The organism is Sphingobacterium sp. DR205 (genome assembly GCF_011064245.1).
In the GTDB taxonomy this organism is placed as follows: Bacteria; Bacteroidota; Bacteroidia; order Sphingobacteriales; family Sphingobacteriaceae; genus Sphingobacterium; species Sphingobacterium athyrii.
The window spans coordinates 2,739,027-2,752,776 of sequence record NZ_CP049333.1 but is presented as its reverse complement, the minus strand read 5'-3'; the positions used below and the strand labels follow the sequence as shown (position 1 = coordinate 2,752,776).

10 protein-coding genes are annotated in these 13,750 nt (G+C 41.8%); 6 read left to right on the top strand and 4 right to left on the bottom strand.

The features are described 5' to 3' along the window. Positions 1-70: 70 nt before the first annotated feature. Entirely contained in the window at positions 71-1,591 is a 1,521-nt protein-coding gene (locus tag G6053_RS11580) for a hypothetical protein (RefSeq protein WP_165306540.1), read from the bottom strand. A gap of 622 nt (positions 1,592-2,213) precedes the next feature. Here G6053_RS11580 and G6053_RS11575 point away from each other — a divergent pair. The 3 genes from G6053_RS11575 (at position 2,214) to G6053_RS11565 (ending at position 4,244) form a co-directional block, all read left to right on the top strand. Beyond that, a complete protein-coding gene (locus G6053_RS11575; protein ID WP_165306539.1) occupies positions 2,214-2,405 on the top strand; it encodes a class I lanthipeptide in 192 nt (63 codons plus the stop codon). Between the two features lie 102 nt (positions 2,406-2,507). Then, positions 2,508-3,527 (top strand): histidine kinase, encoded by a 1,020-nt coding sequence (locus G6053_RS11570; RefSeq protein WP_165306538.1) that lies wholly within the window; start codon positions 2,508-2,510, stop codon positions 3,525-3,527. 6 nt (positions 3,528-3,533) lie between these two features. Then, entirely contained in the window at positions 3,534-4,244 is a 711-nt protein-coding gene (locus tag G6053_RS11565; RefSeq protein ID WP_165306537.1) for a response regulator transcription factor, read from the top strand. Between the two features lie 58 nt (positions 4,245-4,302). On the opposite strand, the gene G6053_RS11560 is transcribed toward G6053_RS11565, so the two are convergent. Further along, a complete protein-coding gene (locus G6053_RS11560) occupies positions 4,303-5,070 on the bottom strand; it encodes a hypothetical protein (protein WP_165306536.1) in 768 nt (255 codons plus the stop codon). Positions 5,071-5,159: 89 nt separating this feature from the next. Next, positions 5,160-6,038, bottom strand: coding sequence for a hypothetical protein (locus G6053_RS11555; RefSeq protein WP_165306535.1), 879 nt, complete (start codon positions 6,036-6,038; stop codon positions 5,160-5,162). A gap of 205 nt (positions 6,039-6,243) precedes the next feature. Between G6053_RS11555 and G6053_RS11550 the strand changes: the two genes are divergently transcribed. Next, positions 6,244-6,819 carry a hypothetical protein gene (locus G6053_RS11550; RefSeq protein ID WP_165306534.1) on the top strand — a complete coding sequence of 192 codons (576 nt, stop codon included), beginning with the start codon at positions 6,244-6,246 and terminating at the stop codon, positions 6,817-6,819. A gap of 58 nt (positions 6,820-6,877) precedes the next feature. Here G6053_RS11550 and G6053_RS11545 read toward each other — a convergent pair whose 3' ends face one another. Then, on the bottom strand, positions 6,878-8,428 hold the full coding sequence (locus G6053_RS11545) for a hypothetical protein (RefSeq protein ID WP_165306533.1): 1,551 nt from the start codon (positions 8,426-8,428) through the stop codon (positions 6,878-6,880). A gap of 171 nt (positions 8,429-8,599) precedes the next feature. Here G6053_RS11545 and G6053_RS11540 point away from each other — a divergent pair, with 171 nt between their 5' ends. Both G6053_RS11540 and G6053_RS11535 read left to right on the top strand, forming a co-directional pair. Then, entirely contained in the window at positions 8,600-11,407 is a 2,808-nt protein-coding gene (locus G6053_RS11540) for a T9SS type A sorting domain-containing protein (protein ID WP_165306532.1), read from the top strand. 50 nt (positions 11,408-11,457) lie between these two features. Then, entirely contained in the window at positions 11,458-13,731 is a 2,274-nt protein-coding gene (locus tag G6053_RS11535; RefSeq protein WP_165306531.1) for a gliding motility-associated C-terminal domain-containing protein, read from the top strand. The last annotated feature ends 19 nt before the right edge of the window (positions 13,732-13,750 follow it).

Below are 13,750 nucleotides of genomic sequence, written 5' to 3'. Positions count from 1 at the left end.
GGTAAAATTTGGATAAAAATATAGGTTGAGTACGCCAAATTGTGGCGTTAAAAAAAACGGGTTTATAAGTTTATTTCCCCCAGCCCAGCCTCAGCATAAACGGGGTTCTTAAATTGCTTTGCTGCCACAGGAAATTATACCCTGCCATAAAGGTGCCGTTCCATTTGCTGCCGATCCGGTACCGTTTCATGATACCGAGATAAGCCGCCTCCTGCCCGCCGCCAAATGCCGCTTTCAGGCCATTGCCGGTGGAGGTTGAGGGCTGCTGCGGCGTAGTATTGTTATCCTGCAGGTAAGCCCGGTTCTGCGGACGGAAGGCCCGTTCGTAACCGGCCTGCAGGCTAAAGCCATACAATAGTTTCCAATCGGCATACAACCGCCCACTAATACCTTCATAACTCAGGCGGATATGTTGCCAGTCCTGGCCCAGGCCTATGCTGGCCCCTATACCGATACCATAACTCAGGCCGGGCGTATGTTTGAAGGCGACACCAGCACCCAGTTCTACCATTGCAGGACGCAGTCCGTCGGGCGTAGCCCTTGTGGTCTGGAAGTTGTATTGTGTTTCGAGCCGCTGCCAGAAAGGTTTTCCGCGTTCCGGGTTCTTGCGGAAGTGGGGCTTATCGATATGCTTAAGTTTATCCTTGGTGGCCTTCGCTTCCTGCAGGCCCTGCCGGGCATCGTGCGCCAGGTTGCCGGCTTCTTTTACTTTATCTGTTACCTTGCCCAACTGATTGCTGAAATCTTTTAGCTGTCCTTGCATTGCCTGTTGCACGACTTGCAGGTTACCAAACTTTTCACTGAGCATTTGCTGCACCTGTCCCTTTGTTTGGTAACCCATAGCTTGCAAGTCGGCAGCTGATACACCACTCCCCAAACCATTCTTATTATTGCTTATATAACTTTCAAAGCCCTCAATACCCTGCAGGTATTCCATCGCTTTTTCTTCGGCAGCATCCGGATCATCGGCCAAGCCACGCCAGGCTTTCATTTTTTCCTGGGCATAATATACGTCTTTCTTTATGCCCTGTAAGCCGGGTATACCGGCGCCTGCAGCCATTTGTTCGAGACTTTGCGTACGTTGCCGAATCAGGTCTTTAACCTGTTGTTCGGCATTCAGCTTGCCTTGCAGTTCGGCGATCTTGCCACTGTAATCGCCACCGGGCAAGGCTTGTCCGCTTGTACCCTCCAAGGCAGCAAGTTTATTGCCCTGGTTATGCATAAACTGTTGTATGCCTTTCAGGCTATCGATGGTGGCATTACGCCGCTTAGCCACACGGGCCAGGGCGGTAGAGTCTTTGGATAAAACGGCGATCGAATCGAAGCCGGGCGAGCGGTGCAGGTATTGCTTGTAGGCTACGGAATCTTTAGCAGCGAGCCTGGCCAACATACGCGCTTCCTTTTTCTGCAGACGGTGCAACAAGCGTTGCTGGATGCGATCTGCGCGTTTGATATATTTATTCAACTCTGTTGTTCTTTTTTCAAGATATAAGGATGCTTCTTCAATTCCATTTTCAGATTGAGCCGATGCTTCAACAACGAAAAAGGGAATAAAGAAAAGCAAGACAATTATGAAAATTGAGCGTGGCAAGTATAGGTTTTCGATTATTGATTTGGTAAATGTATCAGGGAGTATCTGTAAGGATACAGGTAAAAACCCCTGTTTGTATTAATTAACGTTTGCTGCCTTTCTTTCTTTGGATGATCGATTCGTGAGGCGTATACAAAACCGAAAGCCGTACAAAAAAGTAGTAAAAAGTGGAAAATGCACAGACCCAAAATAAATCTGCTGGTTATGTTCGAATCTCGATTTGAATCGATAATTTGACCATTCATGACAGTTTCAATAATTTTTTTAAAATAACATTTAAGGAATTATTCTATGTAATATCATGATTTCTTAAATTTTCAAATCATGTTATTTTTCATTAATACGCTACCTTTACAAAATCTTAGAATATTTTGAGCATCGGGGATTTATACGTAAGTCTTAAATACCCACTTTTTTATTATTGGTAGACTATATATGTTTTTATCAAGATTAACGCAAAAGGAAAAATGCAAAAGCGAATCGTAGATAAAAAATTCAATGTGAAGATATATGTGGCTTAAGGGTGTTTCCAAATAAAATAAGGGAAATGAAGAAAAGAGGCAATATTTTTCGACAAGACGAAAAAAACCAGGTTTTTATCTTAAATTTTAATTGAATACTTATGAAAAAGAACAACCAATCCAATCCGAAACTCACTCTCAAAATTCAAAAAATTGTTTATTTAACACCTAAACAAATGCACAATTTACATGCAGGTGAAGAGGCGTCAGTTTTTACCAAGCCCCAAAGTTTTAATTGCCCAGTTCCTTACAACGCGCCTCCTTACCTTACAATGAAGTACTGCAACGAATAAAAATAAAATAACAAAAAATAAAATATAGCACTACCTTCGGCCCCTCTATGTAGCGAAAAAATTTAAATACGCTACTTATGTTAATCAAAAAAAACATAAGAAATGGAAAGGACCAAGGTGGTGCTAATGCATATTGCTGTATGGGTTATTTATGTGTCAATTTTAATTTTTAATCTCGGGTATAGCGAGAAAAATTGGAATGATTTCATTTATGAAACATCAGTTTCTCATCTCATCTCTGTCGGCGTCTTTTATTCCACGACACTCTGGATTCTTCCTCAATTTTACGCTAAAAATAAGTACATTAAAACTCTTGCCGGTTTTCTTTGTATCCTAATTGCTAGTGAAGTTTCTAGATTTATCTATACCTATTCTGTCTCCCCAGTACTATTAGGGAGAAGAATTTCTTCATCAACTTTACCTTTGGATACACAAATAGTAAACTTTTTTTTTCAATGGTTCAAATTCTCTTTATTAGGTGTGTTGTATTGGTCCAGGACATCGAAAATTGAGCTTCAGAAGAAACTTGCAGATCAAATTGTAGAGAGTTCGAAACGAGAAAAGTTAGAACTTGAAAATGCAGCGCTCCGAGCACAAATAAATCCACATTTTATATTTAATACACTTGAGGTTTTAAGAAGGGAAGCTTCAGAAATTAGTTCAAACGTTTCCTACGGAATAGCCTGTTTTATGGATATTTTACGCTCTGGAATTAATAAGCTTGGGCCAGACGGAAAAATTCCACTGCTAACTGAAATTCGTGCTATTGAAGGAATCGTCTATTTGTATTCAAAAAGATTTCCTGAATTAATGGTATCACTCGTTTCTGATGTAGAGAATCATGAAACCCATCGCATTCATTCTCATGTACTCTTGCCATTAGTTGAAAATGCCTTTAAACATGGTGATAAGAAAATTACAGTTGAATTATCTGTCGATAAAACTGCGGTTAAGTTAAATGTCAATAATATAATTGGGCGCCGAATAAAGGATGAATCAACAGGAATTGGCCTATCATATGTAAAAAGGATTCTTGAATCAAATTATCCAAATACATATAAACTTAAAACTAACCAGACAAAGGAAGAATACTCTGCAGAACTCATTATTCATTTTAATTAGGTACTTATGGAATTTATCAAATGTATTATTGTAGATGATGAAATTAACTCTATACAAAACCTTGAAAGGCTGATCAAAACAATTCCCCAACTGGAAATTGTAGGAACTTTCCTTAACGCGACTGAAGCTATATCTTTTGTTGAAAAAAATGAAGTTTACCTCGTTTTCTTGGACATAAATATGATTGATTTGTCGGGATTTGAAGCAGCTAAAAGGCTACCTGACAAAAAAATTATTTTTACTACTGGATTTGCATCATACGCACTCGATTCTTACAGTTTAGAGAATGTTGTTGATTATTTATTAAAACCGATATTGTTTGAAGATCTCACTCGTGCGGTAAAAAAAGCAAACAAGCTATTTGTTGTTGAGAATCATTTCTATCTTTTGAATAACGATCTGTATCTAGCGTATAGAGAAAATGGAATAGACAGGAAAATTAGTTTTACCAGTATATCTCATATTGAAACAAAAAACAACTACTCCTTAGTATACTTGGAAAATAGGATTATTACTGTTCCCATCCCGCTTTGGGAGCTTGAGAGAACTCTACCTGAAAGTAAATTTATTAGGATTAACAAATCTACTGTTGTTAACCTGATGAAAGTTATAGATGATGACAAGACCAAACATCTAGTAATGATAGGGGGAAAAAAGCTCATATTTACAGGGCCATATAGAAGAAAGAATGCTGAAAAAATGATTGATTCCCCCTAAACAAATAATAGGGGGAATGGCTAATTCTACTGGGAAATAATTCTCCTGAAGTTATTGTCTAAGAATCAAACGCCCAGAGCATCATGGCGCTGTCCAGGGCAGCATCCTCAAGGACATAGCGGAAACTCACGTAGGTAATTAAACTTACGACGGCACCATAAGCATCAGATCCGGCGCCTAGGATTGCGCGGATAAATTTCCTTAAAAATTCAGCTTCAGATTTACCTGGACTTTTGGAAATTGCTTCCATCCAAAAAAACATGGAGTGCCGGTATATTGATGTAAAATGTAAAAGCTGGTCGGCCTCTGTCCTACTTATTTTTATTTTCCCCGATAGAACATTGTCTTCTACAATCATAATCTTCTTTTTGAAGACACTATAATCGGCAGGAGATTTCATTTCTTTTGCCGCTAAGAAAATGTCATCGATATTTTTGGCTAACGTCCTTGAGCATCCGAGCTTTTCTGTCAGTTCTTTTATCTCCAGGTTCTTTATTTGCTGATTTTGCTTATGGCGTTGTAGAAGCGATTTAAGAGGATCTCCACCATACCTATTTTTAAAGAATTCCCCAACTAACTTTTGCTTCATATCTGGGGAGAAGTTTTCATTTTGGGAAAGCCTTTGATAAACAAAAGTCAGTGCCTGATTATGGGTGATCCCGATCGAATCAGCTGGATTTTTGGGATTAAATGGCTTTTCAATTTGGGTTTTAACCGTAGCCATTTTTAAGGATGGAGCCGATTGATCCGAGTGGGGTGGGGTGCCCTCTTTACTACAGCCCAACATAAAGCAGAGAATCGCTAAACTTAAGATTTGAATTTTCATTTTTTGATGGTTTTAATTTTTTCAGTCAAAATTGAAAATTGAAATAAAGTTCTTGTGATACTGGTTTAGTAGCTATCCTATTTTTCGGACTATTTAACGCGATTACGAAAATCACTGGTCTCCTGTCTGAAATTTATCATGATAGCCTCCGGCTGCTGTTTTCCCGCTGGAAAATGAAGGAATATATCGAGGTAGGTTGTCTGGCCATCCGGGCTCAAGATCTTAATTCCTCCCTGATTATTTTTACCTTTTAAATGGGCAAGTTTTCCATGGGCCACTACCTCTATCTCAACCTCACTCCCATTGGCTATTTCAAACTTTCCAGTATTAAAAAAGCCAGCCCAGTTGGCATGCCTTTTCCAGGCTTCCTCGGCGCCTATATAATTCATCAGAAAGGACTGCTGCTCTGCAAGTGCAATTCTATCCATAAACTCATTGCCTTTATGTTGCTTGGCCAGCGTTATCATTTCCGAAAACCAATTTTTAGCGGCTTTTATTTTTTCAGGATTTAAAGAAATATCCGAGCTTTTAGACCATCCTGCGAGATTATAAGGAACCGTGGCTGTGAAACTTTTTTCCTTATTTTTACTGCTATCCCATATAATGGAGTCCGGGCTATATTTACCATTTTTCCATCGTGATTCTTTTACGGAAGCCTTTCCGATCTTTCCTCCAGGGCCTACTTCCCATGAAATCTCTTGCTCACCGCTGCCTAATATGGTATGATTGGCCAAAAATGTAATGCTTCCCTCCTGCTTCTCCACCGTCAAGAATGGAATATCATTAATCTTAACCCGGTATGGTCCTTTCCCATCGACGGTAACATAATAGTTTGCGCCTTCTTTGGGTGACGTGAGGTTATTGAAAATTTTTTGTCCAAAACTGTTAGCGCTAAAGAGCATCAAAATCAACAGTGCTTTATACCTACATTTCGACCCGTTTAATAGCGTTTCCTTTATTTTGTTCATAATTAGTTTAAAAATGAATTCACACCAAAACTATGCCACACTAAGTATCGCAACATTTATTTATCCAGCACTCAATCAGGTTGTTGCCCTCGGCAGTAAAGCTGCGAATTACATGTCTAGTTCTTTGATAGTTTACAGATAGCTAGTCTTTTTTTGTTGATCTATAAATGGTATTTTTATTTAATTAACAGATAGTGATAAGAAAATGGAAAAAATCAAATTGTTTAAAGATGCTATTGCTTTTATAAAGAGAGTATTTTTCATGGAAAGAGCTTTTCAGCGTGCTCTCGATATTCAAGTCGATCAAAACCTTGCCAATCGTAATTCCGGATACTTTGAAGAAAGCCACGAAGTGGACTTTTTTATTAGGCGTAGTAGAAGTGAATTCGGATATGCTCTTCGCCCCGGTCAGTATAAGGCTATCGTGAATTTTAAGAAAAAGTACCAGCTTACTCGATGGGAAATCTCTGCTGGTCTGAGAACAAGGTTTGTGAAGTTTGATGGAAAACGATCAACCATAGCGCTGCAATCACATGGCCCTGGTATCGGAATGTTGATCGCTGGAATATTAGCTACAATTGCTGCTGTACTCTGGTATAGTTACTGTAAATACACCTTGTTTTCCTCCATTGAGGAAACGTTTTATCCTTACACAGTTTATAGCCTCATGCAGATGGTTTTTGTACCACTTTTGTTTTATTTATTCTGGACTGTATTACGTTATTATGTTGAAGGTTTTGTTATTAGAGCTGAGTTTCGGAAAAGAAAAATATTAAAATAAAAAGGTTATAGCAAAATGTTATGAGTGTATTCCTTGATACATAATCACAGCCATCAAATCAAAATGCCCTGGGCAAACGTGTAAAAAATCCGGAATACCAACGCTCCGCTGCCTTATAAAAAGGCTCTGAATGAATGATGGCATCGCACCAGATAACATACCTGCTGTAGTGTTCCTGGAATCTTATCGAACCGGTATTAGCAATAATAAAATCATGGATCATTCTTTTAATCTCCTGGATAATGGTAATGGTAAACACCTTTGGACCAATGGCAACCTTTCTTCGCAATAAAACCATAATGGCACGCTCCAAAACATACTGTGTGCCAACGTGGTCTTCTTTTTCGTAAAAGCGGATCGCTTTAAAAGAGGCAGAGATCAGGTCTTCATAACTGCCGCTTTGCATAAGATCAAAAACACGGAACATGTAAAGGTCTGAAAGGATATCCTTTCTTACTATTTTAGGAGATAGCTGCATCAGGCTATTCCAGAGCCGATCCGCCTGCTTGCTACTTCCCAAAGCCATATGGGCGTTCATCAAATTTCCTTTCACGATCTGGAGATGATCGGCAGGTAGAATATTCTCATGTAGTTCAAGCTCTTTTTCTACCCAATAGATAGCTTTTCGAAGTTTCCGTTCCTGCCCTTTAAAAAGGTAGGCTTTGATTTCATAAGTCGATCTGTAAACAAAAAGCAGGGATTTCAGTTTTGCAGATTGCCGCAGGTCGTGATCGTTGAAGTAAATTTCTGCTGCTCTTATACCATAAACAGTCTCGTCAAAAAGGCCAAGGCATATAGCGGATGTAATATGTTGGAGCAATCCCAACAGGTAATCATCGGGCAGAATGCTATGATCTTTACCGAGCATCAGCTTTTTACTATGCTCAAATGCTTTTAAGGGTTCAATGGCCATCCAGTAGAATACGGATAGCACAGAGTTTCGATAGTATAGAGCCTTTGCGCTAAGGCACGAGTTTTCTGCCGGAAGCTGGTCGGAGAATAATATTTGAGCAGTCAATTGTTCTTTAAGGTCTCCTTTTATATAACCGTGTTTTCTTTTTAGCAACATAACCTCACAGTAGAGTCCTTCGAGTCCTTTTAACTGGGTATATTGCCCCAGTACTTTCCGCTCCTCTTCAATGATCTCAGAGGTAGGTCTCGATATTTCGTCCAATGTGATATTGAGTCGTTTTTCCCATTCCAGAATCTGTAGCAAATGACCAAATTTTTCAAAATCGGCGGCTAAGTTATATGCCTTATTCAGGATCAGCGATGCCTGATCCGGCAGGTTATGGCCAGAGAGGAGCTCTATATCAACAAGCATGTTCTGGAGGGTAATATCTACGGAAGAATTGTCGTGCAATGACCGAAGACTTTTGAGGATATTGGCGTAAAGAAGCCTTTTGGCCGATACCAATGCCCTTTCGGAAGAATCTGCAAAACTTTTTGGGATTTGACTTTTGCCCGTTTCCTGCATGCTGTATAACTGTAGAAATAGAGCTTCGCCGTTCAGCCCCTGGTCTCTTTTAAAAAAGTTGTGAAAATGCCTTTTTTCGCCTATTGAGAGGGAATTTATGAGCAACGGGAGGTCATCTTTTTTACGGTACATAGCCTGGTGACTTTAATGGAAGGTAAGCCATTTTCTCTTAACAAAGGCATATTTAGGAGTTGACAATCGAAAAAACTTCTTTTGAACCATGAAAATATTAGTGTTTGTTTTGTGCATGACAATGCCCGGCGCCCTGCCCGGACTTTTTAACCAATTTAATCTTCATTTGTCATGACCAGCAAAATTCCACTCCTTCTATTATTTTTAATACTTACCGCAACTTCCGGTATTTCAAAAACTACAAACAAAACGCCTGCTTTCATCCGTAATATAGGCCAGGTAACCGACCAATATGGAAAGGCCCGAAACGATATCGATTATAAGCTACAGGCAGCGCCAGGCCTAAATGTGTTTCTTGGCACTGGAGCTATCCATTATCAATGGTACAGTTCTAATAAAGCAGACACCTATGAACCTTCAGAATCCAGGTCGCTTACGATGTACCGGATGGATATTATTTTGATTGGTGCAAATATGGATGCGTTTGTTACCAGAAAGGAAATCCTCCAAACCAAAGGTTGGGCACGCTATTACCTGCCCTCGGTAGCGACCAGTGGAAATATGGCCGGCACAGTTACAGAGGTTACGTACCATAATATCTATCCTTTTATTGATTGGACGGTATACATCAATAAAGATGGGAAAATGGAACATGACTTTACCATACATCCTGGTGGTAAAGTCAGTGATATCCGGCTCCGCTATGACGGTGCAAGTTCCCTTGCACTAAGAGCTGACGGCAGTATAGAGGCAGAAACTCCTTATGGAACAATAAAGGAAGCAGCGCCCATAGCCTATAAAAAGGCTACGGGAGAAAATATTGCATGCTGGTATAACTTAAGAGGCGAAGAACTTACCTATGGTACCGGAGACTTTAAGGGAGCTTTGGTAATTGATCCAATAGTGAGCTGGAGCACTTATTTCGGGGGAACAGATTATGATGATATAGCAGCTTTGGCTCATGGCAGCGATGGCAGTTTTTTTATTGCCGGCAGTACCGGTAGTGCTTCCAATATTGCGACAACGGGAGCATTTCAGGTTACCATTGGAGGCGGCAATGGGCTTACGGGAGCCGATGCCTTTCTTTCAAAATTTTCAGAAGATGGCACCTGTCTGTGGAGTACCTATTTTGGTGGTGCTGGAACAGACCTGGGCAGAGGTATTTCAATAGATACTTCGGGTAATGTTTACTTATCGGGTAGAACCAATAGCCCTACGGGTATTGCTACTACCGGCTCCTATCAGGCGGTCAAAGCTGGTACACCGAGCGGTTATGATTGTTTCCTGGTAAAATTTGATAGTGCCGGCCAGCGTGTATGGGGCACCTATTTTGGGGGTAATGGCCAGGATGGCTCCCTACAGGTCTCCATTGCCTGCGACAAAGCTAATGGTGTATATCTTTTAGGCAATACAGCCAGTATGGAGCAAATTGCAACACCAGGGAGTTACCAGCCTACATTCAGCGGAAGCCAGGATGCCTTTTTAGCAAAATTTTCTACCGACGGCAGTCTTGCTTGGTCCACTTACTTTGGTGGTACCGGGCTTGACGTCTTTCAATCCGCAGAGTGTGATGAGGTGGGCAACGTTGTGTTGGCAGGATATAGCTCCAGCTCAGGTTTGGCGAGTCCAGGCGCTTATCAGCCCATACACGGAGGCGCAGAGGATGCCTTACTGGTTAAATTTAATGGACAAGGCCAGCTCCAATGGGCGACTTACCTGGGTGGGGCAGATCAAGATCGAGCTCTTTCGCTAAAAACAAAAGATCATGCCATCTATATTGGTGGAGCAACCAGCAGTACAACTGGCATCGCAAGTGCCGGAGCCTATCAAGCCAGCCTTGGAGACCCAAGTGGAGACGGATTTTTAGCAAAGTTCAATACTGCGGGTGAGCGGATATGGAGTACCTATTACGGCGGTTTACAAAGTGATGTTATCTCCGGTATTAGTGCAGCAGAAGATGGCAAAATATATGTCGGTGGAACGACAGCCAGCAGTACCGGTATTGCAACTCCTAATAGCATGGATACCAGCCTTACCGGTATTTATAATTGCATAGTGAGCTGCTTTGATACAGCAGGCGGAATACATTGGGGTTCCTATTTTGGAACCCTGTCAGATGAAGGAACGGCTTTGTCAGCTTATGGAAACAAGATTGTGCTTGCCGGAAAGACGCTAAGCAGTACGGGTATCGGTACGCCGGGGGGGCATCAAACTATGATCGGCGGTGATCAGGATGGATTTTTGGTCCAAATAAATACCTGCATAACTCCTGCCGCCATTGATACAGTTAGGGGTAGCCGTAATATCTGCGCCGGTGATACACTTATACTTAGGGCACTACCGGCTGGCGGTTCAGGAAACTATCTGTGGATACTTCCAGCAGGATGGACACAAATTAGCAGCGGCGATACCCTTATTGCCATTGTCGGAACCAGCTCTGCAGCGGTTACGGTTTTGCCAGTTAATGAATGCAGCGCTGGAGATACAGTAACCATTCCAATTACTGTTACCCCAGCTCCGTTCCCAGTCATCAGCCGTAACGGAAACATTCTGGCCACTACTCAAGCCTTCCCCTCCTACCAATGGAACCTGAACGGGATGGCGATACCCGGAGCTGCAAATCCTACGCATATAGCTGCTGTAAATGGCAGCTATACCGTAACGGTAACAAATGCCAGTGGTTGTGCTGGAATTTCACCAGCGGTAATAGTATCCGACCTTACAGCCTTGCATGATCCTAAAGAAGGCATTACGTTGCCAATTTACCCCAATCCTGCAGATAAAATAGTCTACCTGAAACTGCCTTACAAAGCAGAATTGCAGATCTATGATAAACTTGGACGGCTTATCCATAAACAACACGTGGCCGCCGGAGCACAATCCCTGAATTTGGAAACACTTGCAGCTGGCATGTATCTGATCAATGCACTTGATGAAAAAGGTAATTTGATTGGAAGCTGCAAGCTGGTTAAAGAATAAATAACTCTCGTGGCCTCGCTTTGCGGGGCCACATTTTAAAATGATAGACTATGAAACGTTTTCTTACCTTCTTGATATCGTGCCTAACAACGCTGGCGTATGGCCAGGGCGAAAATAACATCTGGACCTTTGGCCAGAATTATTCACTTGATTTTAATACCAGCCCACCAACTGTGCTGGACTCGAGTTTCTATCGAGGTCATCCTGTAAACGGCAATGGTATTACATACAGTCCTTCTTTTAATGAGTGGCTGTATCATAAATCCATAGCGGTTTGCAGTCCCACAGGTGCCTTGCTTTTTATGGTAAAATTCATAACCGGCGCCACCCCTCTCCCGGTCAACAATATATGGGACAGTTATGAACATCCTATTGCAGGTACCGACCTGTTAAATAACATGCCCCTTTTTGGAAGCCCTATAGTCATACCTCATCCGGGTAACACCAGCCAGTATTATATTTTTTATATCCGCAGCAATGGGCTGGTCTACTCTTTATTTGATATGAGCCTAAACGGTGGCTTGGGAAATATTGTTGCAGGCAAAAAAAATATTCCGCTTACAGGATGGAATACCATAGCCGATGACCGAATGACTGCAGTGAAAGGATGTAATGGCGTTTGGCTTGTTGTCCGCTCTTATATTGCCAATGAATATCTGAGTTTTCATGTCGGCTACGATGGATTGACGACCGAACCTGTGGTATCACAATGTGGCAACTTACCCTTATTGAACTATGGATTAAGCAATGGTAATTTTGTCTCTTCTCCGGCTGGGACAATGCTTGCAGGTGGATTTTGGGAAGGCGGGGCGTTCAACTTTCCCGGTGGCGTTGAGCTTTATGATTTTGAAAAATGCAGCGGTAAAGTAAAAAACGCCCGTTTGTTGGAAACCAATCAGTGGATATCAGGGGCATGTTTTTCGCCAGATAATTCTAAACTATATACTACAGAAAATGATGGTCCTTATTTTGGTGGTGCTGGTCCATATTATTATGGTAAGGTTTACCAATATAATCTTGATTTACCAACAACAGCAGATATAATGTCTTCCAAGACATTGATCCTTTCTAATCCGCACCATTGGAATGATTACTTATGCGTGCCTGATGTATCATGGTTTGGAGATCTGCGTCTGGGACCTGACGGCAAGATCTATATCCTCGATCAACATCCTTATGAGTGTCCGGATCCTGCTATTCCAAAAATGACTTTCCATGTTATCCATCAGCCCAATAACTTGGGCCTGGCTTGTGTGCCGCAAACGGAAGCATTATACAGTCCCAGCAATAACATGATCAATATGTCGCCGACCAACGGGCTTACGGATTTGCCCAAAATCATTATTACTGCCGGACCGCTACCAGATACGCTATACGGAAATACTTATACAATTGATGCCTGTTTTAAAGACAGTATAACCCTTTATGCTGCTTCCGCAAAGGCATGCTACCTTTGGGATAATGGCTTACGTGATAGTTTCCGAATTGTTTACGATGATGGCGCCTATGTTGTTGCATACTTCCAGGATTGCACCGTTATCCTCGATACCTTTAAAGTTCACTTTAGCAGGCTTCCCGACATGGACCGGCTTATATACGGTTGTCCCGGTGATATCGAATTGCAGATTAAGAAAATTGCTGGCGATACTGCATTGCTCAGCTATGAGCTAAGAAATGAAAGTGGTGAGCTGGTCCGATCCGCACAAAGCTCTTCTGGCTTTCAATTTAAAAGCCTGGATGCGGGTAGTTATACTTTACAGATCAAACGGGAACCGTGGTGTGACACCACAATACATATACAATTAGATGCTTATCCAGCGCCGGAACTTATCGTCGCTCCCTCTGATACAACGATCCGATATGGCGATTCCATCCGGCTCAGGGCCAGCGGAGCCATGTTATATAGCTGGTGGCCGGCCTCAACACTGGATACACCCGTAGGGTCTGGTCTTATAGCCAAACCACAGGAGCCAACCACGTATACTGTGGTTGGGATAAACGCTTATGGATGCAGGGATACCGGTCAAATTTGGGTAAATATTGATTTTAAAATGCCGGATATTGTACCCAATGCGTTTAGCCCGAATGGTGATGGGATGAACGATATATTTACAGTGTCCGGGCTTACTTATCAGAAAATACGTCTTTTTGAGATTTACAACCGTTTTGGGCAACGAGTATTTAGTAGCACCAGCTCCGCCGGCTGGAACGGTACGCAAAACGGTCTGCCGTGCGAAATGGGGACCTACCATTACTTAATCGTGCTGGACTACCCGGATGGTAAGTCAAAGACCTTTAAGGGTGATGTCTTGCTTTTAAGATAACAATTGGGCTTGTACCTAT

Bases quoted from the DNA above. Each gene is read 5' to 3' on its own strand.
- G6053_RS11575 (WP_165306539.1), top strand. From the start codon at position 2,214: ATGAAAAAGAACAACCAATCCAATCCGAAACTCACTCTCAAAATTCAA.
- G6053_RS11570 (WP_165306538.1), top strand. From the start codon at position 2,508: ATGGAAAGGACCAAGGTGGTGCTAATGCATATTGCTGTATGGGTTATT.
- G6053_RS11565 (WP_165306537.1), top strand. From the start codon at position 3,534: ATGGAATTTATCAAATGTATTATTGTAGATGATGAAATTAACTCTATA.
- G6053_RS11560 (WP_165306536.1), bottom strand. From the start codon at position 5,070: ATGAAAATTCAAATCTTAAGTTTAGCGATTCTCTGCTTTATGTTGGGC.
- G6053_RS11555 (WP_165306535.1), bottom strand. From the start codon at position 6,038: ATGAACAAAATAAAGGAAACGCTATTAAACGGGTCGAAATGTAGGTAT.
- G6053_RS11550 (WP_165306534.1), top strand. From the start codon at position 6,244: ATGGAAAAAATCAAATTGTTTAAAGATGCTATTGCTTTTATAAAGAGA.
- G6053_RS11545 (WP_165306533.1), bottom strand. From the start codon at position 8,428: ATGTACCGTAAAAAAGATGACCTCCCGTTGCTCATAAATTCCCTCTCA.
- G6053_RS11540 (WP_165306532.1), top strand. From the start codon at position 8,600: ATGACCAGCAAAATTCCACTCCTTCTATTATTTTTAATACTTACCGCA.
- G6053_RS11535 (WP_165306531.1), top strand. From the start codon at position 11,458: ATGAAACGTTTTCTTACCTTCTTGATATCGTGCCTAACAACGCTGGCG.